Origin of the sequence: Marseilla massiliensis (genome assembly GCF_023336985.1) — a bacterium.
GTDB classification, from domain to species: domain Bacteria; phylum Bacteroidota; class Bacteroidia; order Bacteroidales; family Bacteroidaceae; genus Prevotella; species Prevotella intestinigallinarum.
This window is the reverse complement of record NZ_JAMBLP010000005.1, coordinates 98,324-120,680: the sequence shown is the minus strand read 5'-3', so window position 1 is coordinate 120,680 and position 22,357 is coordinate 98,324. Positions and strand designations below refer to the sequence as shown.

The window sequence follows — 22,357 nt, the reverse complement described above, 5'->3', positions numbered from 1 at the left end:
CGGAAACAAGTGCTATTTAATGATGAAATGTACAAAATCGTCATGCAATAATAACATATTGCCATCAAAAACCATTTAGCGTGCAATATTCCCACAAATAAAATGCAATTATAAAATTATTTTTGTAACTTTGCCCTTTGATTGGAGTATAATTGCAAACCAACAAAGACAAAAATGAAACCAACGGCTATTTTGCTTCTACATTGCCCCGATCAGCAAGGCATAATAACGGAACTGACGAAGTTCATCACCGACAATCAAGGTAACATCGTATACCTTGACCAATACGTGGACAGACAAGACGGAATGTTCTTCATGCGCATTGAATGGGAACTGGACTCTTTCCTTATTCCGCGTGAAAAAATAAAGGAATACATCGACACACTCTACTCCCAGAGATACAACATGGTATGCAATCTATACTTCAATGAGGTTCGCCCGCGAATGGCTATCTTCGTAAGCAAGATGAGCCACTGCCTGTATGACCTGCTGGCACGGTACAATGCCGGCGAATGGAATGTCGACATACCATGCATAATAAGCAACCACGAAAGCCTCAGGTATGTGGCCGAGCAATTCGACATACCGTTCCACGTGTGGTCAATAAACAAAGACCACTCAAACAAAGACGAGGTTGAGCAAGCTGAAATAGAGCTGCTGCGCAAAGAGAAAGTCACATTCATTGTGCTCGCGAGGTACATGCAGATTATCAGCGAGAAGATGATAAACGAATATCCCAACCACATCATAAACATACACCACTCGTTTTTGCCAGCATTCATCGGGGCAAAGCCATACCACCAGGCATGGGAGCGCGGCGTAAAGATAATCGGAGCAACGAGCCATTACGTCACCACAGAACTTGACGCAGGCCCCATCATAGAGCAAGACGTGGTCAGAATCACCCACAAAGACACCCCAGAAAGCCTCATGCTGAAAGGCCGCGACCTTGAAAAGATAGTCCTATCACGCGCAGTAACAAAACATATAGAGCGCAAGGTGCTCACATACAAGAACAAGACAATCATTTTCAGCTGATGAACGTAGCCATAGTAAAATACAACGCAGGCAACATCAAGTCAGTGGACAACGCCCTGAGGAGATTTGGAATAGCCCCCGTACTGACCGACAATGCCGAACTGCTGGCCAAGGCAGACCGCGTGTTGTTCCCCGGCCAGGGCGAGGCCAGCGGCGCCATGCGCTACCTCAAGGAGCGCAGGCTCGACGAAGTGATACGCAAATTGCGCCAGCCGGTGCTCGGGATATGCATTGGCCAGCAACTGATGTGCCGCCATTCTGACGAAGGCGGAGGCACCGACTGCCTTGGAATATTCGACGCCGACGTAATCAGGTTTGCCCCCCAGAGGCATGAAGACAAGGTGCCGGCCATGGGATGGAATTCACTGCACGGCCTTGCGTCGCCGCTCTTCGCCGGCATATCCGACGGAGAATTCGCTTATTTCGTGCATAGCTATTATGTCCCGGTGTGCGAATCGACCATTGCCACAACGGAACACATCGTCAGCTACAGCGCTGCGCTCAACAAAGACAACTTCTACGCCACTCAGTTCCACCCGGAGAAAAGCGGCAGCACAGGAGAGAAAATACTTAAAAACTTTCTCGAACTATGATTGAGCTCATACCAGCAATCGACATAATCGGCGGGAAATGCGTTCGTCTCTCAAAAGGAGACTACAACCAAAAGACCGTATATGGCGACGACCCGGCAAGCATTGCCAAGAGGTTTGAAGACATTGGGTTCAAAAGGCTGCACGTGGTCGACCTCGACGGGGCCAAATCAAAGCACATCGTCAATGCAAGCACACTGAACGCCATTGCCTCAGCGACCAGTCTCACGATTGACTTCGGAGGAGGCATCAAGACAGAAGACGACATAAAAACGGCATTCGACAATGGCGCAAGCATGGTCACCGTCGGTTCGGTGACGGTCACATCGCCCGACACATGCATCGAATGGATAGACCGGTTCGGGGCCGACAAGATAATACTGGGGGCCGATGTGCGCAATGGGAACATAGCTGTGAACGGGTGGCTCGACGAAACCAAGCAGGGCCTCATGCCATACCTTGACTTCTATTCGGCCCACGGCATCAAAAACGTGCTATGCACCGAGATATCAAAAGACGGCATGCTATGCGGGCCGGCCACCGGACTGTACAAGCAAATCATGGCTGCCCACCCCACACTCCACCTCATAGCAAGTGGCGGGGTGTCGAGCATCGACGACATAAAGGAACTTGACAACGAAGGAATACCGGCCGTAGTATTTGGCAAGGCCATATACGAAGGCAAGATAAACTTGAACGATCTATGGGACTGGCAAAACGGATAATACCCTGCCTCGACGTGAAAGACGGGCAGACGGTGAAAGGAACAAACTTCGTCAACCTACGCAAGGCCGGCGACCCTGTGGAGCTTGGCAAGGCATACAGCAAGGCGGGGGCCGACGAACTGGTCTTCCTTGACATAACGGCAAGCCACGAGGGCAGAAAGACGTTTGCAGAAACGGTGACCCGGATAGCTGTCGAAATAAACATACCGTTCACCGTCGGCGGAGGCATCAACGAACTGGCCGACGTCGAGCGACTGCTTTACGCCGGGGCAGACAAGGTGAGCGTGAACAGCGCTGCACTGCGCTCACCCGGCCTGATAGACGACATCGCCAGGCGATTCGGCAGCCAGGTGTGCGTGTGCGCCATCGATGCCAGGCTCGAGGATGGCCAATGGCACTGCTACCTCAACGGCGGCCGACTGCGCACCGAGCGCAAGTTGCTCGAGTGGGCCAAGGAAGCGCAAGACCGAGGAGCCGGAGAAATACTCTTCACAAGCATGAACCACGACGGTGTCAAGGAGGGATATGCCAACGAGGCACTGGCCATGCTGGCCGACACGCTGTCGATACCTGTCATCGCCAGCGGCGGGGCCGGAAAGAAAGAACATTTCCGCGACGCCTTCACCATGGGCCATGCCGATGCCGCTTTGGCAGCGAGCGTGTTCCACTTCGGAGAAATTGACATAAGGGAACTGAAGGCATACTTGAAAGAAGAAAACATCAACGTAAGGATATAACAACGCAATTATGGAAATAGACTTCGACAAATCAGGTGGACTCGTACCCGCCATAATACAAGACGCCACTACGATGAAAGTGCTCATGCTTGGCTACATGAACCGCGAAGCATACGAAAAGACCATACAGACCGGCCGGGTGACATTCTACAGCCGCAGCCGCAAGTGCCTGTGGACAAAGGGAGAGACGTCGGGCAACTACCTTGAGCTTGTTAGCATTGCACCTGATTGCGACAACGACACGCTGCTGGTCATGGCCCACCCCTGCGGCCCCACGTGCCACAAGGGCACCGACACGTGCTGGGGCGAGGCAAACGAAGCCAACCCCTTGCTGTTCCTTACGACACTGCAAGACTTCATCGAGAAGCGGCACGAAGAAATGCCGGAGGGCAGCTACACCACGTCGCTATTCAAAGACGGGATAAACCGCATGGCCCAAAAGGTTGGCGAAGAGGCATTGGAGGCTGTGATAGAAGCTGTCAACGGTAGCAACGAAAGGCTGATATACGAAGGGGCAGACATGCTTTATCACCTCACGGTGTTGCTCACCAGCAAGGGGCTTCGCATCGAAGACCTCGCAAAGGAATTGCAGGTGCGCCACGACCCGAACTGGCACAAGCACTGATGGCGCATGGCAAGATGGTTGGCGGGGAGCCACATCGGGTGTGAACAATATGTACAAAACCGAAGCGGGGACAAGGCAACGGTGAAACAAGGCGGCAAAACGGGCCGGAACAAACCGTGAAACGGGCCGTATGGGAGCCTGGAACAGGCCATTCGGCAATGCTCTAACGGCGAGTTCCCAACAGACTGGTGCACAGTTTGTTACACACCATCGGCCATAATAAGAAAAAGCCTTACACTTGAGAGCGCCAAACAAGGGGCTGCAGCCCCGGCAAAACGACGATAAAGAACAGCAAACAACATAAAAATTGCAGATATGTTAGTAGACTACAAGAAGGTCAACATATACCAACAGGCCGACACACCGGTGCTCAGCGACGTTGATTTCCACGTCGACGAGGGTGAGTTTATCTACCTCATAGGCCGCGTAGGCTCCGGAAAGAGCTCACTGCTCAAGACCGTTTACTTTGAGCTTGACGTGGATGAGGCCGAAGAAGCTACGGTGCTGGGCCACGACTTGCGCAACCTCAAGCGCAAGCACGTGCCGTCGCTCAGGCGGCAGATGGGCGTTATATTCCAAGACTTCCAACTGCTGGGCGACAGAACGGTTTACAAAAACCTGAGGTTCGTGCTCAAGGCCACCGGCTGGAAAGACAAGAAGCAGATTGACAAGCGCATCAACGAGGTGCTCAACGATGTAGGCATGCTCGACAAGGCGCAGAAAATGCCCCACGAACTGTCGGGAGGCGAACAGCAGCGAATAGCCATAGCACGGGCCATACTCAACAAGCCGAAGCTAATAGTGGCTGACGAGCCGACGGGAAACCTCGACCCCGAAACCGCCGAAAACATAATAAAGTTGCTAAGATATGTATCGCAAACCGGCACATCGGTGATAATGAGCACACACAACATGCCCCTGCTCGACAAATATCCCGGCATCGTTTACCGCTGTGCAAACGGCCATCTGCATGAAGTGACCGACGACTTCAACAGGATGGCGCCGGCCGACGACGCCGAAAACCAGGAGCAACCAAACGATGCCGACAACGACGCTGACCTCAGGCAGGAACTGCCCACAACATGAAGTATAACAGACAAAAACTGAATAAGATATGAAAGTAATGAAATTTGGCGGCACTTCGGTAGGCACGCCAGCCAGAATGAAAGAAGTAACCAAACTGGTAACCGCATCCGGGGAGCCTGTTTTTGTTGTGCTTTCTGCAATGTCAGGAACAACAAATTCGCTCGTTGAAATCTCTGACTACCTCTACAAAAAGAACCCCGACGGTGCAAATGAAATAATAAACAAGCTCGAAGACAAATACTTCAAGCATGTCGAAGAGCTGTACTCAACCGACGAATGGAAGCAAAAGACCAAGGACTTCCTTGTAGAGGAGTTCAACTACCTGCGCACTTTCACCAAGGAGCTCTTCACAAGTTTCGAAGAAAAGAGCATCGTTGCGCAAGGCGAGATCATCAGCACCAACATGGTTACAAACTACATGAAGGAGGCCGGGGTCAACGTGACGCTGCTCTCTGCCCTTGATTTCATGCGCACCGACAAGAACTCTGAGCCCGACCCTCTATACATAAAAGAGAAACTCAACGCCATCATGGCCGAAAATGCCGGGGCACAGGTGTACATCACGCAAGGATTCATCTGCCGGAACGCCTATGGCGAGATAGACAATCTGCAGCGCGGTGGCAGCGACTACACCGCCTCGCTCATCGGAGCGGCAATAGGCGCGGAGGAAATACAGATATGGACCGACATCGACGGCATGCACAACAACGACCCGAGGGTTGTCGACAAGACGTCGCCCGTGCACCAGCTTCATTTTGAGGAGGCTGCCGAGCTGGCATATTTCGGGGCAAAAATACTACACCCCACTTGCATACAGCCGGCAAAATACGCAGGCGTCCCTGTGAGGTTGCTCAACACCATGGCACCCGAAGCCGAAGGAACAATTATCAGCAACAAAACCGAACAAGGCAAGATAAAGGCCGTGGCAGCCAAAGACAACATCACGGCCATTAAGATTAAGAGCAGCCGAATGCTCCTGGCAACCGGCTTCCTGCGCAAAGTGTTCGAGATTTTCGAAAGCTACCAGACCCCCATCGACATGGTATGCACGTCGGAGGTTGGCGTCTCGATGAGCATAGACACCGTGACCCACCTCGACGAGATAGTCGACGAGCTGAAAAAATACGGCACAGTGACAGTCGACCGCAACATGTGCATTGTGTGCGTCGTGGGCGACCTTGACTGGAGCAACGTGGGCTTTGAGACGCTCACCATGGAAGCGATGAAGAACATCCCGGTGAGGATGATTTCTTACGGAGGCTCCAACTATAACATATCGTTCCTGATAAAAGAGGCCGACAAGCAGCGCGCCCTGCAAAGCTTGAGCGACACTCTGTTCAACAAATAAATCTCCCTACTCGTCCGCCATGCCCCCGTGACCAAGTCACCGGAGGCACGCGGGGCGCATCTATAGTGCCAAGTAATTAATCTCATCATTATGAAAGGACATTTTCCAACAGACAAGTTCAGTACATTAGCAACCCCGTTCTACTATTACGACACCGACTTGCTGCGCCGCACCCTGGCTGAAATAAATGCCGAGGCAGGCAAATACAATGGCTTTACGGTGCATTACGCCATAAAAGCCAATGCAAACCCGAAGATATTGAACATCATAAGGGAAAGCGGAATGGGAGCCGACTGTGTGAGCGGTGGCGAGATAGAGGCTTCCATCAAGGCCGGATTCTCACCCGAAAAGATTGTTTTCGCGGGTGTGGGCAAAAGCGACTGGGAGATAAACCTTGGCCTGGAAAAAGACATCTTCTGCTTCAACGTTGAGAGCATTGCCGAACTTGATGTCATAAACGAACTGGCGCAGAAGGCCGGCAAGACCGCAAGGGTTGCGTTCAGGATAAACCCTGACATCGGGGCACACACGCATGCAAACATCACTACGGGCCTGGCCGAAAACAAGTTTGGCATAGCCATGGCCGACATGGAGACGGCAATACGCCACTCCGAACAGCTGAACAACGTGCAGTTTAAAGGCCTGCACTTCCATATCGGGTCGCAGATAATGGACATGAATGACTTCATGGCTCTATGCAACCGCATCAACGAACTGCAAGACAGGCTTGAGAAGAGCCACATCTGGGTGGAACACATCAACGTAGGAGGCGGCCTGGGCATAGATTACCAGCACCCCAACCGTGTGCCAATACCCGACTTCAAGGGCTATTTCGCCACCTATGCAAAGCATCTGAAGCTGCGCGACGGCCAAAAACTGCATTTCGAGCTTGGCAGGTCGGTTGTTGGACAGTGCGGCTCGCTCATCACAAAGGTGCTATACGTGAAACAAGGCACCGCAAAACAATTCGCAATAGTGGACGCCGGCATGACCGACCTGATACGGCCAGCCCTATACCACGCCTTCCACAAGATAGAAAACATAAGCAACGACGGCCCGGTAGGCACATACGATGTGGTGGGTCCGATATGCGAGTCAAGCGATGTGTTCGCCAAGCAGGCCGAAATAAACAGATGCCAGCGCGGCGACTTGATTGCCATACGGTCGGCGGGGGCATACGGCGAGATAATGGCTTCGCAATACAACTGCCGCCGCCTTCCTGCCGGATATACGAGTGAGGAGATGATTTAACGCACAGGCCATGGTCATAAGCATGCTGACTATATGTATTTGCGCGTTGCTTGTCATGCTGGCCGCTGCCACACCATTCTGCAGCGGACTGCACAGAAGGCCGCATCGCGAACAAGACGGCACGCCGGAAGGCGAAGGACAAGCCATCTCGATAATAATGGCTGTCCACGACAATGCCCAAGAACTGGAACGCAACCTGCCGGCATTCCTCACCCAAGACTATGCCCCGGGGTATGAAATCATCATCGTCGACGAATCGTCAACCGACGAAACGGAAGACGTGCTGAAGCGTTTCAAGCATCAGCACAACAACTTATACACCACGTTCATTCCCGAGTCGAGCCACTATCTCAGCCGCCGGAAACTGGCTTTAACCCTTGGCGTGAAAGCCGCTCACAATGAATGGATTATAATAACCGATGCCGACTGCAAGCCAAATGGCAGCAATTGGCTTCAGACTATGTCCAGACACTGCAACGACTCTCACGACCTGGTGCTCGGATTCACACCTTTTGAGCAGTCGTCCAAACCGTTTTACCAGTTTGAACGACTGCTCACATCGTGCTATTGCATGCGCAAGGCACAAAGGGGGATGGCATACAGGTACGACGGGCACAACCTGGCTATGCGCAAAAGCGTATTCATGAGCAACAACGGGTTTCTGAAGAACCTCAAGTTCTTGCGCGGAGAATACGACTTCATAGCCAATGAGCATGCACAGCCGCAACGCACAGCCGTGGCCATAGAGCCCGAGGCCCACATCATCCAAGACAGCCCGTCGAGGAAGAAATGGGCAAACAGCCACCTATTTTACATGGAAACAAGAAGGCACCTTGAGCGCAGCTTCGGCTATCGGATGCTGTTCAACACTGACACGCTGCTGCTGCACATCAACTACCTGGCCCAGGTAGCGGCCATGGTATATTCGGCCTTGACCTCCGACTGGCCCATCCTGGGTGCTGCCGTAGCCTCGGCAATGATCACGCTTGCGCTCAGGGCCACCATTGCCAACAAGGCAATGAAACTGTTCGGCGTACATGTCAGTTTGTGGTCTGTGCCATTAATGGAAACAAGGGTTGCCTGGCAAAACCTCTATTTCATGCTCCGCCACAGGTTTTCAGACAAATACGACTTCATAAGAAGGTAACACCAGCTGCACCATGAGGATATTGCATTTCTACATAAAAGACGATGAGAGAGCCTGCCAATACATAGACAGATTGGCCGGCTCGATGCTTGATGGCACTGAAATACAATCGTGCGACAGTCTGAAGGCGTTTCGCAAGGCAATCGAATCATGGAAACCCCAAATCGTCCACCTCCACGGTGCATGGCGACTGTCTATTGCCAGGGCGGCAAAGATAGGCATGAAGTCTGGCGCACGTGTTGTCATCACTCCACACGGCCAACTGGAACCGTGGGTGATAAAGCAAAGGCATTGGACCGAAAAGCTGCCAAAGCTGTTGCTATACCAACGCCGATGCCTGCGGAAAGCCTACTGCATAATAGCCATGGGGCGCATGGAGGCGGGCTACATGGAACGCCTTGGATACAACACGCGCATTGAAACCATTCTCAACTCGCTCATCACCGAGACCATTAGCGACGGGCAGATGGGCCGGCAGATGTTTCTTGCTTACAAGAAAGTGCTCGACACAGACACGATGGAACTCATGCTGCCACAGACGAAGACGGCCCTCAGGGGCTTCATCAAGGCAGGGATAACCGGCGACAGCAGATGGCTGGACAGTGAGGAACAGCAGGCCTGCAACGCTGTTAGCGACGAAGAGTGGCACAAGATTGCCGTTTTCTCATGCGACGAGCACATAAACGACACTATAGCGAAAGGCATCGAATGCATCGGATTCACACCCCCTGAAGCACTGCCGCAAAGTGTCGACAACTACCACATGCCGGCGGCAAACCACGCAAAGGCAGTGGCCACGGGAGGGCACGAATCGCCCGACGACGCCCTGCTTTCCGCAATAAAAGCCTCTAAAAGGCAAATCAAGGAACAAGGCTTCGGCATTTGTCACCTGATAAGAATGGCTGAGCTGCTCACACACAGCATCATAGACGAAGAAAAAGTGGCCGGTGAGCTGAAGGAATGCGGGCTCGAGCAGCACACGTCACGCATCATGCACCTGCTGTCCGACATGACCGGACTGGACGAAGGCTTCATGATACTGCCCGAAAAGGATGACAGGACAACGAGAAGAATAAAGAAGATAATAACAAAACACGTTAACATATGACCCAAAATCAACAGACTGAACACAATTCAGACACACAGTACCTCAACTGGCTGTCCAAATTGTTCCCCACCATCGCGGCGGCATGCACGGAAATCATCAACCTCGAGGCAATACTACACCTGCCAAAGGGCACTGAACACTTCCTTGCCGACATCCACGGAGAGAACGAAGCCTTCCAGCACGTGCTTAAAAACGCCTCCGGAAACATTAAGCGCAAAGTGAACGAACTGTTCGGAAACAGTCTCAGGGAGTCGGAAAAGAAGGAGCTCTGCACCCTGATATACTATCCGGAGCAGAAGATTGAGCTGATTAAGGCGTCCGAACCCGAACTTGAAGACTGGTACCACATAACCATACACCAGCTTGTCAAGGTTTGCAGAGACGTGAGCAGCAAGTACACCCGCTCAAAGGTGCGCAAGTCGTTGCCGCCCGATTTCAGCTACATCATCGAGGAACTGCTGCACGAACACACCGACGACACCAACAAGACGGCATACGTCAACGTCATCGTCGACACCATAATCACCACAGGAAGGGTCGACGACTTCATCATTGCCCTGTGCAACGTGATACAAAGGCTGGCCATCGACCAACTGCACATACTCGGCGACATCTACGACCGAGGCCCCGGGGCACACATCATCATGGACACCATGCAGCGCTACCACAGCTGGGACATACAATGGGGCAACCACGACATACTATGGATGGGGGCCTGCGCCGGCAACGACGCCTGCATCTGCAATGTGCTGAGGCTTTCGCTCAGGTATGCCAACCTGGCCACACTCGAAGAAGGCTACGGCATAAACCTTGTGCCGCTTGCCACATTCGCAATGGACACTTACGGCAACGACCCGTGCGAGGAGTTCATGCCCAAGGTGACCAACGGAGCCACTTTCGACGGAAAGACCATAAAGCTGATAGCCCAAATGCACAAAGCCATCAGCATAATACAATTCAAGGTAGAGGCACAGATATTCTTGCGCAACCCGGAATGGCGCATGTCGGGGCGCAACCTCCTGTCGTGCATCGACCGGCAGCGAGGCGTCTGCATCATCGACGGCAAAGAATACGAGATGAAAAGCAACAATTTCCCAACCGTCGACCCTGCCGCGCCATACAAACTGACAGAAGAGGAAACAAAGCTGATGAAGCGGCTGCACCACTCTTTCGCCGTGAGCGAAAAGCTGCACCGCCATATCAAGACACTGCTCGGACACGGAGGGATGTTCGCAATATACAACAGCAACCTGCTGTTCCACGCCTCCGTGCCATTGAACTCTGACGGAGCGCTGAAAGAAGTGACGCTCTACAACGGCGAGAAATACAGTGGCAAGGAACTGATGTACCAGATTGAGATGACAATACGCTCGGCGTTCAATTCCGACACAGCCCCCGCCGAACGCACCTACGCCATCGACTACTTCCTTTACCTGTGGTGCGGAAAAGACAGCCCGCTGTTCGACAAGTCGAAGATGGCCACTTTTGAAAGATATTTCCTGAAAGACAAGACCACATACAAGGAAGAAAAGGGATACTACTTCAGGCTGCGCGACAACGAGGCAATATGCGACAGCATACTCGACGCTTTCGGGGTGACAGGCGACAACAGGCATATCATAAACGGACACGTGCCTGTGCATGCGTCAAACGGCGAGAACCCAATCAAGGCCGGCGGCAAGCTGATGGTAATCGACGGCGGATTCAGCGAGGCCTACCACAACGAAACGGGAATTGCCGGATATACGCTCGTATACCACAGCCGCGGCTTCCAGCTCGTGCAACACGAGCCGTTCACCAGCGCGGCCGACGCCATAAAACGCGGAACCGACATCAAGAGCACCACGCAAATAGTGGAAATGTCGGCCCACAGGATGCTCGTGGCCGACACAGACTGCGGCAACGAACTGAAGGCGCAAATCGTCGACTTGAAGAAACTGCTGTATGCCTACCGCCATGGCATAATCAAAGAGCGCCGGCGATGAGCCGACAGCAGCAAGCAAACCAGCCGCCAAGCCCATCAGACAGATGTGCCTGGCGGCTTTTTCATGGCATGGTGCCACCTCATAATGTGCATGAAATATAATGACACAGCGGGCATGCCGACGCCATACGGCCCGAACGAGGGGCCCGAACGGGCTGTTTTGCAATGCGAAACGGGCCATACGGACACACCATACGGCACATTTCGCAAAGCCATCGGAAATGAATCGCAAGCCACTGGCATACAATGCGTTGCCCACATGAGCCATACAGTAACGTATTCATACAAACAGACCGGGGCCAAACCATGCCGGAAGGCTGGCGACACCAAAGCCAAAACAAATTTATGTTAACGCCATAAGTTTTCAAAATCTTTTCATTACCTTTGTAAAGACAACCAGCAATCATCTGAACGGCAGCCACATAAGCGCGGCTGCAAAGGGCAACGGTGATTGCATGCCAAACGAAGTGTAACAACAAACCGCATGATGAAGACTACATTGATATCATTAGCTGCACTCGCCATGCTCTCGGCAATGCCGGCAAGCGGGCAAAGCAAAAGGCAAAGCCAGGCCGCCGCAAAGGCCCAGGCTGCAAAGGCGGCCAAGGAGGCAGAACAGAGAATAGAACAGATGGTGGCCGCAACACAGAAAGTAATGTTCATTGACAGCGTGGTTGTAGACAAAGACGCATTCCTGACAAAATACAACCTGTGCCAGGATGCGGGCCGGCTGTACAAGTATGACGACTTCTTCAAGGCCAAAGACCAGGCCAACGCATACGTGTATGTCAACGGACTTGGCGACAAATGCTACTTCTCAAGGGAAGACTCGGTGGGCGACTTCAACCTATACACAAGCGACAACCTGAGCGGTTCGTGGACTCCCGCAGCCCGGCTTGACGGACTCGACGACGGCGCAGGGCACAAGTCGATGAACTATCCGTTCATGATGGCCGACGGATCAACGCTCTACTTTGCAGCCACCGGCGACGAGAGCATCGGCGGATACGACATTTTTGCCACACGATTCGACTCGGAGAGGGGCACTTTCCTGAAAGCGGAGAACATCGGCATGCCTTTCAACTCTACGGCAAACGACTATATGTATGCCATCGACGAGTTTAACAACATTGGCTGGTTTGCCACCGACAGGAACCAAAGCGAAGGCAAGGTGTGCATATATATGTTCGTTCCGTCGGACTCAAGGCAGCTTTACTCGCCCGACGAATATTCGGAAGAGCAAATCAGGAGCCTTGCCAACCTTAACAGGATTGCCGACACTTGGGGCGACGGAAAAGAAAGGCAACTGGCCATGGAGCGCCTCCAGGCCATGCAAAGCGAAAAGGTTGTCATGGCAGCCAAGGGCTCTTTCAGCTTCGTGGTCAACGACAAGACCACCTACACCAAGATGGCCGACTTCCGCTCTAAAGCAGGATTGGAAAAATTCAAGGCACTGCAAGAGCTGGAAAGCAAGCATGCCGCTCTGAGCAAGGCGCTGGCAAAGGCCCGCGACTACTATGCCACAGCGAGCACCAACGAACGCAACGCCCTGAAAAACGAGATTTTGCAAAGCGAGAGACAGATAGAATCGCTTGAGACAAATATTGCCCAAACAGGCAAAGAGATAAGAAACGAAGAGAACAAACTTTTAAAATGACGGTATATGAAGAAATATTTTGCTGAGTCAGAACTGATCATTAACTCTGATGGCAGTGTGTTCCACCTGCGCATAACTCCCGAACAACTGGCCGACAAGGTCATATTGGTGGGCGACCCGGGCCGCGTTGGGCTGGTTGCGTCGCATTTTGACACTAAGGAGTGTGACGTCGAGAGCCGCGAGTTCCACACCATAACCGGCACATTCAACGGAAAGCGCATCTCTGTCATATCTACCGGAATTGGTTGCGACAACATCGACATAGTGTTGAACGAAATAGACGCCCTTGCCAACATAGACTTCAAGACAAGGCAAGAGAAAAGCGCCCTGCGACATCTTGAGATAGTAAGGATTGGCACATGTGGCGGACTGCAGCCTTTCACTCCCGAAGGTACGTTCGTATGCTCGCAGACTTCCATCGGCTTCGACGGCCTACTCAACTTCTATGCCGGCCGAAATGCCGTGTGCGACCTACAGTTGGAGCGCGCCCTCATTGCCCACCTGGGATGGACGGGAAACATGTGCGCCCCCTACCCTTATGCTGTCGATGCCGACGAGGAGCTCGTAGAACGCATTGCGGCTGACGACATGGTGAGGGGAATAACCATCGCCTGCGGCGGATTCTTCGGACCGCAAGGGCGCGAACTGCGCATCCCGCTGGCCGACCCGCACCAGAACGAGAAGGTGGAGAGCTTTGAGTATAACGGCCGCCGGATAACAAACTTCGAGATGGAGAGCTCTGCCCTTGCCGGCTTGTCGAGGCTCATGGGCCACAAAGCCACCACGGTGTGCATGGTGATTGCCAATCGTGTGGCCGGAAAAGCCAACACAGGATACAAAAACCAGATAGACGACTTGATCAGGATTGTGCTGGAGCGCATATAAAACATGCTGCACACAAGCCGGGAAGGCGTAAAGTCCATAAGGCCGCGAGCCGCAAACAAACGGCAAACCACATGCCAAGCAACAATGTGGAGTAAGCTACCGACTGCCTGACAGCCTTTATGCCATATAAAAAATCATTGCAGGCTATATGGTCAACGAGCACCATGCCTGCAATGATTTTACTATTTATGCAATATCGTCACATCAAAGGTTCAACGACTTCTTTATAGCCTCAATCTTTGTCTCGGCGCCTTCCATGCAACGGCCGTAGCAGTTTGAGCACTTCATGGTGTTGTCCTTAACCTCTATATAGAACTTAATCTTAGGCTCGGTGCCCGATGGACGCACGCTCACCTTGGTGCCGTCTTCACAGAACCACTGCAAAACATTGCTCGTTGTAGGCATGTCGAGCTTCGACTTTGAGCCGTCAGCTTCAAGCTGCTCAAGTGTCTGATAGTCCTTCCATACCACAACCTTGCTGCCACCAAGTTCCTGAGGCGGGTTGTTTCTGAAGTCGGTCATCATCTGCTTTATCTCGTCAGCACCGCTCTTGCCCGGCTTCACCACATTGACAGTGAACTCCCTTGAGAACCCATACTCAATGTATATGTCCATAAGTATGTCATACAGCGTCTTGCCCTGGTCCTTGGCGTAAGCGCAAATCTCAGCCAACAGTGAGCAGGCAGATACCGCATCCTTGTCGCGGACGAAATCCTCGGCCAGGAATCCGTAACTCTCCTCACCGCCACCAATATACTGTTGCTTGCCTTCCGACTTGGCTATTTCGCTTGCAATCCACTTGAAGCCGGTGTAACAGTCGCGCATCTCTATGCCCTGCTTATCGGCAATCTTGCGTATTACTTCCGTGGTAACGATGGTCTTCACTATGAAGTCGCCTTTCTTGAGCAGTCCCTTGGCCTTGCGGTTGGTGATGATATAGTACAGGAACAGCAAGCATGTCTGGTTGCCGTTGATGAGAATCCACTCTCCCTTGTCGTTTTTGCAAGCCATTCCCACACGGTCGGCATCCGGATCGCTTGCCATCACGATATCGGCATCTATCTCCTTGGCGTCACGAAGAGCCAACGTCAGGGCCTCGCCGTTCTCTGGGTTGGGCGAAACAACGGTGGGGAAATCGCCGCTCTTCACCATCTGCTCTTTCACGCAATGCACGTTCTCAAAGCCCCAAAGCTTGAGCGAGCGCGGAATAAGGGTCATTCCGGTTCCATGCAGAGGCGTATAGACAATCTTCAGGTCTTTCTGTCGCTTTATCACCTCAGGGTCGATGCATATTTCTTTTATCCTGTCGAGATAAACCTTGTCTATCTCTTCGCCTATGATATTAATCAAATCCTTGTTGCCGGAGAAGTTAACATCAGATATCTTAACCTTGTTAACCTCGTCGATAATGCCTGTGTCGTGGGGCGAAAGCACCTGGGCACCGTCTTCCCAATAGGCCTTATAGCCATTATACTCTTTCGGGTTGTGGCTTGCCGTGACGTTCACTCCGGCCTGACACTTCAAGTAGCGTATAGCAAAAGAACACTCGGGCGTAGGCCTCATGTCGTCGAACAGGTATACCTTGATGCCGTTTGCCGAGAACACATTGGCCACAGTCTCTGCAAACAAGCGGCTGTTGTTACGGCAGTCGTGGCAAACCACGACCGAAATCTCATTCAGTCCGGCGAAGTTTTTGCGCAGATAATTGGCGAAACCTTGCGTGGCCAGACCTACGGTATAGATGTTCATGCGGTTGCTTCCGGCACCCATTATCCCACGGAGCCCGCCGGTTCCGAACTCCAAATCCTTATAGAAACTTTCAATGAGCTCTGTCTTGTCGTCACTCGACAACATTGCCTTTACCGCCTCTTGGGTTTTGGCATCAAACGATGGGGCAAGCCACTGTTGTGCCTTAGCCTCGCATTGAGCAATAAGTTGTTCGTTATTCTCCATAATTTTCAATGTTTAGATATACAAAAATCCTTTTACAAAGATAACAAAAATATCCCGAACGGAAGGCATTACATTACGGTTTTTCATTTTTTTAGCAGTGAACTATTGCACAACCTAAGGCCGCAACAAGTGGCATTCCAGCCGACGTGTTGCCCTACAGCCAGGCAAGATGGTGTCTTTAAAGCTAAGACATCGCTCCCATTTGCCTGACGGAATGATACAAAATTGCAAATGATGGTAATCCATCGCGGCCAGCCCAACAAGCCGGCAAGGCCAAACAACGGATCACTTTTCGTTAAGCAGGTTGTCCATCTCTTCAAACTGCTTGCCCATATTAAGCCTTAGGTAAATCCTGTAAAGCGCCGGCCCCCACTTTTGTTTGGCTTCGGGAGCCAGCTTCCTGTACTTTTCCATATATGGCAAAGCCTTCTGGTACAACTCCTTAATCTGCTTCCCGTATTGCCGTGAGTTGTTTTTTTGCACCAAGTTAAGCCCTTTGTTCAGGTATGCCGTGCCTGCATTGTAATATGGTTCAGCCAATGTGTCGTTAACGTTAATCAAAGAGTCGCTTACCAAAATGCACTCATCATATCGCCCCAAGTTAAGCAATACGGTCGACTTTGCAAAGAGGAACAACGGATTGTCGCCGTCCAACGACAACGACCTGTCTACTACCGACAATGCACTATCGAGCTTATTGTCAAGCGTGTAGCAGTCCATCAGATGGGAAAAGAAATACGGCGACTGCGGATATTTGTCGAATCCGGCCTTCAAGACATCCCTGTATTTATCCTTGGCCCCCATCAGACTACAAGCTTCGGCTACATAGATTAGGGCTGTCTTGCGGCGCGTGGAATCGCGCAATGCCACATCTGCATATTTCAAAGTGAGCTGCGGGTCTTTCAGTTTGAATCCGCAATAAGTGGCCCAATATGCCGCATCAAGCATCTTCCTGTCATTTTGCCAATAATCGAACGCCGAAAAGAGAGGCTGGCGCCCGCAATCCAAATAGGCGTCAAAGAAAGCAAAGGCCGTCTTATAATCCTTTTTGTGTATGTTGAACGTCCCTCCGTAATACAAGTTTGGCCTGTAAGTATCGAGCTCCGAAGCGTGTTTCTTCCGATACTCGAGCTTAACCCGCCCTTTCTTGTCGGGCGCGGCATCCACCGAGTCGAGCGCCTCAAGGACGGCAAACATACGCTTTGTGATATTAAAGAGCGATGCAGTGTCGTACTGTTGGTTCAGATAAAGTTTCTCATTCCCAGCCTCATACTGCTTAAGCACAGCCTGATACAAAAGCAAATAAATCTTTGGATTCATCCTGTTCAATGAATCCTTAGACAGCAGCTCAACCATCAGCTTCTCTGCTTTGTCATAATCCTTGCCGCTCTTTATGTAAGACCGTGCTTGAGACATCTCCTTTCGTTGACCTCTCAAGCACGGTGTTATGGATAGCAAGAGAAGCGTTATAATAACAAGCTTCCTCATCCGCATTTACTGTTTTACTTGTTTCCCACGAGCTTCTCCATTTCAGCAGCCTTTGCCTTGTCGCCGAGGTTATAGTAAATCTGATACAATGGATAAGCCCAGTCGACCTTCTCACGGTTCGGGTCGATTTCCTTCGACTTCTCAAGGTAGACCTTTGCCTCTGCCAACACAGCCTTAACCTTGCTTGCATTGTCGGGAGTCAGGCCGCCGGTCTTCTTGTCTGCCAGCTTGTCTTTCAGCTCGATAGCTTTCTGGTTGAGGCATACGCCGGTGTTGAAGATAACCTGCACAAAAGTAGGATCAAGCTCAGCAGCCTTCTTGTAGGATGCCACGGCGTCGTCCCACTTGCCGGTATTCATCTCAACCTCGCCCTTCAAGGCCCATGTCATCTTGTTGTTTGGATCCTTTGCAATCTCCTCTTCAGTCCATTGCTTCATCTCTGCCTGGCGTCCGGGCTTCGAATAGTAATCCATCAACAGGTTGAAATACCTAGCCTCGTCGGGATATTTAGAATGCAAATCCTTGATGGTGGCAAGGTAAGCGAGCGAGTCTTCCTTTGTCTTTGCGCCATCTTTCTGGGCGAAAAGCAAGATTTCGTTAGCCTCTTGTGCCTTGGCAGAGTCCTGTGCGGCCATCTTAGCATACTTAGTGGCTGTTGCATAGTCCTTGATATTATAGGAAGAAAGGCCTATATAATAGCAAACCTCAGAGCGATACTGGTCTTTGGTCATGTCAAGACCCGTGAAAAGAGGATTCTCGGCGCTGTCTATGTAAAGCTTCCATGCCTTGATTGCCTCGGGCAGGTTTTTGTTGTTGTACTCGTAAAGACCTGCGCTGATGACATAAGGACGCGAGATGAAGAACTTCTTGCCGTTGGCTTCGCGGAAGCGAATCTTCACCTTGCCCTTGGCATTAGGCTGACGGTCGTACTCGTCACACTTCATAGCAGCCTCCAGCGATGCCACCATGGCCTTGTGCATGGCCGCGGTATCGAAAGGAGTGGTAGAGTTGTTGGCCTTGTTTGCCTGCTCGGCAGCCTGACCTTTCATGAAGATTTGATACTGGATTTCGCTCATCACGTTCCACGCCTCGGCCTTGTCTTCCGTCTGGTCGGAAGTAAGTGCAGGAGTGATAGTCTTTACAGCTTCCTCCAGTTCACCTTTGTCGCACAGTTTCTTGGCACTCTTTACCAAGTCATCCTGTGCGAAAGCAGCGGTAGTCATGACTGCCAAAGCTGCCATCATCATAATCCTTTTCATTGCTTTGTAAATTTAGTTTGACATTTATTTCACCTTAACTTAATTCCGAATCACCATCGTCGCCATCCTGCGACGCTTCGGCCAGTCCCGAAGCATCGGCGCCGTTGTCGCCTAACGGCCTCGTTTCGGCATTCTGATGTGCACCGCCCATCTCCTCGCCGAACTCATCGAGGCTTTCTTGCTCGACCACTTCCTCGTCGCTTGCGCTCATCACCTTGCATACGCTCGCAATCGTATCATTCTTCTTAGTCAGGTTTATCAGCCTTACGCCCTGGGTTGCACGGCCCATGACCCTGACGTCGGCAACCTTGAGCCGGATAAGTATTCCGCTCTTGTTGATTATCATCAGGTCGTTGTCGTCGGTCACAACCTTTATGGCAACCAGCCGCCCGGTCTTTTCGGTGATGCTGAGCGTCTTCACACCCTTGGCCCCACGTGAAGTCTTGCGGTAGTCTTCTACATTGCTGCGCTTGCCGTAACCCTTCTCGCTGACCACCATGATGGTCTCCGTCTGTGGGTCGTTGATGCACACCATGCCCACAACCTCGTCGTCGCCACCGTCGAGTTTCATGCCGCGGACACCTGTAGAGACACGCCCCATGGTCCTGACATCGCTCTCATTGAAACGTATGGCGCGCCCGTTCCTGTTGGCCAGCACAATCTCGTTGTTGCCGTTGGTAAGTCGCACGCCCACCACCTGGTCGTCATCCATAATGTTGATGGCTATCACACCATTCGCCCTCGGACGGCTGTAAGCCTCAAGACATGTCTTCTTTATCACTCCGTTCTTGGTGGCAAAGACCACATAGTGTGTGTTAAGGAACTCGGCGTCATCAAACTTCTTTATCCTGAGCACGGCATTGATGGCATCGTCCGACTCGATATTGAGCAGATTCTGTATGGCGCGCCCTTTGGCGTTCTTCGCCCCCTCGGGAATCTCGTAGCACTTGAGCCAGTAGCAACGGCCCTTCTGGGTGAAGAACAGCAACGTGTTGTGCATCGTGGCCGGATAGATATACTCTGTGAAGTCTTCGTCGCGGGTATTGGCGCCCTTGCTGCCCACCCCGCCACGGCTTTGCTCCCTGAACTCGGAGAGCGCCGTGCGCTTGACATAGCCCAAGTGGCTGATGGTAATCACCACGGGGTCGTCGGGATAGAAGTCTTCGGCATTGAACTCCTCGCTTGTATACTTTATTTCCGTACGGCGCTCGTCGCCGTATTTCTCCTTCACCTCGAGAAGCTCATCCTTTATCACTTTCTTGCATAGCTCAGGGTCGTCAAGTATAGACTGCAGGTAGGCGATGAGCTTTTCAAGTTCCTCGTAGTCGTGGCGCAGCTGGTCCATCTGCAGCCCTGTCAGCTGCCTGAGCCTCATGTCAACGATGGCCCTTGCCTGAACGTCATCAAAGCCGAACCTCTGCTTCAGGTTTTCGATGGCCTCCTGAGGTGTCTTTGAAGCCCTGATGATGTGAACCACCTCGTCGATATTGTCGCAGGCCACAATCAAAGCCTCGAGTATGTGGGCGCGCTCCTGTGCCTTGTTAAGGTCGAACTTGGTGCGCCTGATGGTCACGTCGTGCCTGTGCTCAACGAAATAGCGCACGCAATCCTTGAGCGAGAGGAGCTTCGGACGGCCTTTCACCAACGCGATGCAATTCACTGAGAACGAAGACTGTAGCGCCGTCATCTTAAACAACTTGTTAAGTATGACATTGGCATTGGCGTCGCGCCTGACGTCGACAACGATACGCATGCCCTGACGGCCCGACTCATCGTTGACGTTGGTTATTCCTTCTATCTTCTTTTCGTTGGCAAGGTCGGCTATATACTTAACCAAGTCGGCCTTGTTTACGCCATAAGGTATTTCGGTAACAACAATTTTGTCGTGGGTGTCGCCGCTCTCAATCTCGGCCTTTGCGCGCATCACGATGCGGCCGCGACCGGTCTCATAAGCCTCCTTCACCCCGTTTACACCATATATATATGCACCCGTAGGGAAATCGGGGGCCTTGATATACTGCATCAGCCCGTCGGTGTCGATGTCGGGGTTGTCTATATATGCACAACAACCGTCAATCACCTCGCCGAGGTTGTGCGTAGGTATGTTGGTGGCCATACCCACCGCGATGCCGTTTCCTCCGTTAACCAGCAGATTGGGTATCTTTGTAGGCATCACGGTTGGTTCGGTGAGCGAGTCGTCGAAGTTGTTCACCATGTCGACAGTGTCTTTTTCCATGTCGTCCATGATGTGTTCGCCCATCTTCGAAAGGCGACACTCAGTGTAACGCATTGCCGCGGGCGAGTCGCCATCCACCGAACCAAAGTTGCCTTGCCCGTCAACCAACGTGTAACGCATGTTCCAATCCTGTGCCATCCTGACCAAGGCGCCATAAACGGAACTGTCGCCGTGGGGGTGGTACTTACCCAGAACCTCACCTACCACGCGCGCGCACTTCTTATATGGCTTATCGCTCGTGTTGCCAATTCCCAACATACCATACAGAATACGGCGGTGTACGGGCTTGAAACCATCGCGCACATCAGGCAGCGCCCTGGCCACAATCACCGACATCGAGTAGTCTATATAGGAGGATTTCATCTCCTCCTCGATATTAATCTTAATAATTCTGTCTTGATCTAATGTCTGATCCATTGGATTGTCTATATTGTTTTAATTCTATTTTATATTCGCTCACTCCATTGTTTTCACATCATCAACTTGACGGCGGCACTCACGGCGCAAAATGCCGTCTAAGGCCATTTACGCAGCTTCTGGCGCGATTAAGTTCCTTTTTAGCATTCAAAATTACTACATTTTCTTTACATGGCAAAACATTTTAGCCTTTTTTAGGCTACACTGCCAAATGCTATGGGTTTTAGCTGCCGCCGCGGCGGTGGAGCGGCAAGCCGAGGCACAAGGCTTGGGCAGCGCAAGCGGCCGGCAGCAACCCTCACGCCCGTCTCGCCGACAGCGCCATCTGGGGTGACGGCAAGGGCCGCTCCTGCCGCCGCACGCCTGTATTCGCCGTGATTCCTTACGGATATGAAAGGCTCGCGCCACCATCTGCCTGCCGGCAAGAGTGGCTCCTACGGGCACGCTACCGACTGCCCCTGCCGTTGAACCGAGCCGGGGGGAACAAGGCCAACGGAATCTGCCAGAAAACAAAACGGGCCGTATCGCCTTTCAAAACGGCCCGTATTGCACCACAAAACAGGCCGTTCCGCAATGTAATACGACCCGTTTCACCCAGCCGGGCCGACCGGGACAGAATCCAACACGGGTCATTCTCTAAACCAATAATTTAATGTTCACATGTAAAATAGCATATATCAAATAATTAAATATAAACAACAATATCTGAAATATGCCCCGACGAGATAGTTGCAACAGTAGCGAGCCCGGGCGGAGACGTGCGGCCGAGGCAGGCCTACCGGACCTGGTGGCAACCCCCAAAGGCGCAATGGGGCCCCCACGA

The 22,357-nt window shown here is 52.0% G+C and carries 17 protein-coding genes; 13 read left to right on the top strand and 4 right to left on the bottom strand.

The features are described 5' to 3' along the window. The first annotated feature begins 174 nt into the window (after window positions 1–174). From purU to M3089_RS05515, 13 genes are all read left to right on the top strand, one after another. A complete protein-coding gene (gene purU, locus M3089_RS05575) occupies window positions 175–1,038 on the top strand; it encodes a formyltetrahydrofolate deformylase (protein ID WP_205107682.1) in 864 nt (287 codons plus the stop codon). Beyond that, a complete protein-coding gene (gene hisH, locus M3089_RS05570; protein ID WP_249082322.1) occupies window positions 1,038–1,631 on the top strand; it encodes an imidazole glycerol phosphate synthase subunit HisH in 594 nt (197 codons plus the stop codon). The genes purU and hisH overlap by 1 nt, the downstream gene beginning before the upstream one ends. Further along, a complete protein-coding gene (gene hisA, locus M3089_RS05565; RefSeq protein WP_249082320.1) occupies window positions 1,628–2,353 on the top strand; it encodes a 1-(5-phosphoribosyl)-5-[(5-phosphoribosylamino)methylideneamino]imidazole-4-carboxamide isomerase in 726 nt (241 codons plus the stop codon). The genes hisH and hisA overlap by 4 nt, the downstream gene beginning before the upstream one ends. Beyond that, window positions 2,332–3,090: an imidazole glycerol phosphate synthase subunit HisF gene (hisF, locus tag M3089_RS05560; RefSeq protein ID WP_249082318.1), complete on the top strand. Its 759-nt coding sequence runs from the start codon at window positions 2,332–2,334 to the stop codon at window positions 3,088–3,090. Before hisA ends, hisF begins: the two co-directional genes overlap by 22 nt. A gap of 10 nt (window positions 3,091–3,100) precedes the next feature. Further along, the gene (hisIE, locus tag M3089_RS05555; protein WP_205107673.1) at window positions 3,101–3,715 is read left to right on the top strand and encodes a bifunctional phosphoribosyl-AMP cyclohydrolase/phosphoribosyl-ATP diphosphatase HisIE; all 615 of its coding nucleotides are present in this window, start codon (window positions 3,101–3,103) and stop codon (window positions 3,713–3,715) included. Window positions 3,716–4,030: 315 nt separating this feature from the next. Then, window positions 4,031–4,801 carry a cell division ATP-binding protein FtsE gene (locus M3089_RS05550; protein WP_249082316.1) on the top strand — a complete coding sequence of 257 codons (771 nt, stop codon included), beginning with the start codon at window positions 4,031–4,033 and terminating at the stop codon, window positions 4,799–4,801. A 28-nt stretch (window positions 4,802–4,829) separates the two neighbouring features. Continuing rightward, complete coding sequence (locus tag M3089_RS05545) at window positions 4,830–6,149, top strand: aspartate kinase (protein ID WP_205107669.1); 1,320 nt, start codon at window positions 4,830–4,832, stop codon at window positions 6,147–6,149. A gap of 90 nt (window positions 6,150–6,239) precedes the next feature. Further along, the gene (gene lysA, locus M3089_RS05540; RefSeq protein WP_249082314.1) at window positions 6,240–7,400 is read left to right on the top strand and encodes a diaminopimelate decarboxylase; all 1,161 of its coding nucleotides are present in this window, start codon (window positions 6,240–6,242) and stop codon (window positions 7,398–7,400) included. A gap of 22 nt (window positions 7,401–7,422) precedes the next feature. Further along, a complete protein-coding gene (locus tag M3089_RS05535) occupies window positions 7,423–8,547 on the top strand; it encodes a glycosyltransferase (RefSeq protein WP_249082311.1) in 1,125 nt (374 codons plus the stop codon). Window positions 8,548–8,560: 13 nt separating this feature from the next. Continuing rightward, window positions 8,561–9,655, top strand: coding sequence for a glycosyltransferase (locus M3089_RS05530; RefSeq protein WP_249082308.1), 1,095 nt, complete (start codon window positions 8,561–8,563; stop codon window positions 9,653–9,655). Further along, on the top strand, window positions 9,652–11,640 hold the full coding sequence (locus M3089_RS05525; protein WP_249082305.1) for a fructose-1,6-bisphosphatase: 1,989 nt from the start codon (window positions 9,652–9,654) through the stop codon (window positions 11,638–11,640). The genes M3089_RS05530 and M3089_RS05525 overlap by 4 nt, the downstream gene beginning before the upstream one ends. A gap of 483 nt (window positions 11,641–12,123) precedes the next feature. Then, entirely contained in the window at window positions 12,124–13,296 is a 1,173-nt protein-coding gene (locus M3089_RS05520; RefSeq protein ID WP_249082302.1) for a hypothetical protein, read from the top strand. A 6-nt stretch (window positions 13,297–13,302) separates the two neighbouring features. Next, window positions 13,303–14,181, top strand: a complete 879-nt coding sequence (locus M3089_RS05515) for a nucleoside phosphorylase (RefSeq protein ID WP_249082301.1) — start codon at window positions 13,303–13,305, stop codon at window positions 14,179–14,181. 204 nt (window positions 14,182–14,385) lie between these two features. Here the strand turns inward: M3089_RS05515 and M3089_RS05510 are convergent, their stop codons facing one another. The 4 genes from M3089_RS05510 to gyrA all read right to left on the bottom strand — a co-directional run bounded on the left by M3089_RS05510 (window position 14,386) and on the right by gyrA (window position 21,534). Further along, window positions 14,386–16,134, bottom strand: coding sequence for a phospho-sugar mutase (locus M3089_RS05510; RefSeq protein ID WP_249082299.1), 1,749 nt, complete (start codon window positions 16,132–16,134; stop codon window positions 14,386–14,388). A 285-nt stretch (window positions 16,135–16,419) separates the two neighbouring features. After that, a complete protein-coding gene (locus M3089_RS05505) occupies window positions 16,420–17,571 on the bottom strand; it encodes a tetratricopeptide repeat protein (RefSeq protein ID WP_249082296.1) in 1,152 nt (383 codons plus the stop codon). A 65-nt stretch (window positions 17,572–17,636) separates the two neighbouring features. Then, a complete protein-coding gene (locus M3089_RS05500) occupies window positions 17,637–18,881 on the bottom strand; it encodes a tetratricopeptide repeat protein (protein ID WP_249082294.1) in 1,245 nt (414 codons plus the stop codon). 34 nt (window positions 18,882–18,915) lie between these two features. Then, window positions 18,916–21,534, bottom strand: a complete 2,619-nt coding sequence (gene gyrA, locus M3089_RS05495; RefSeq protein ID WP_205107649.1) for a DNA gyrase subunit A — start codon at window positions 21,532–21,534, stop codon at window positions 18,916–18,918. Between the last annotated feature and the right edge of the window lie 823 nt (window positions 21,535–22,357).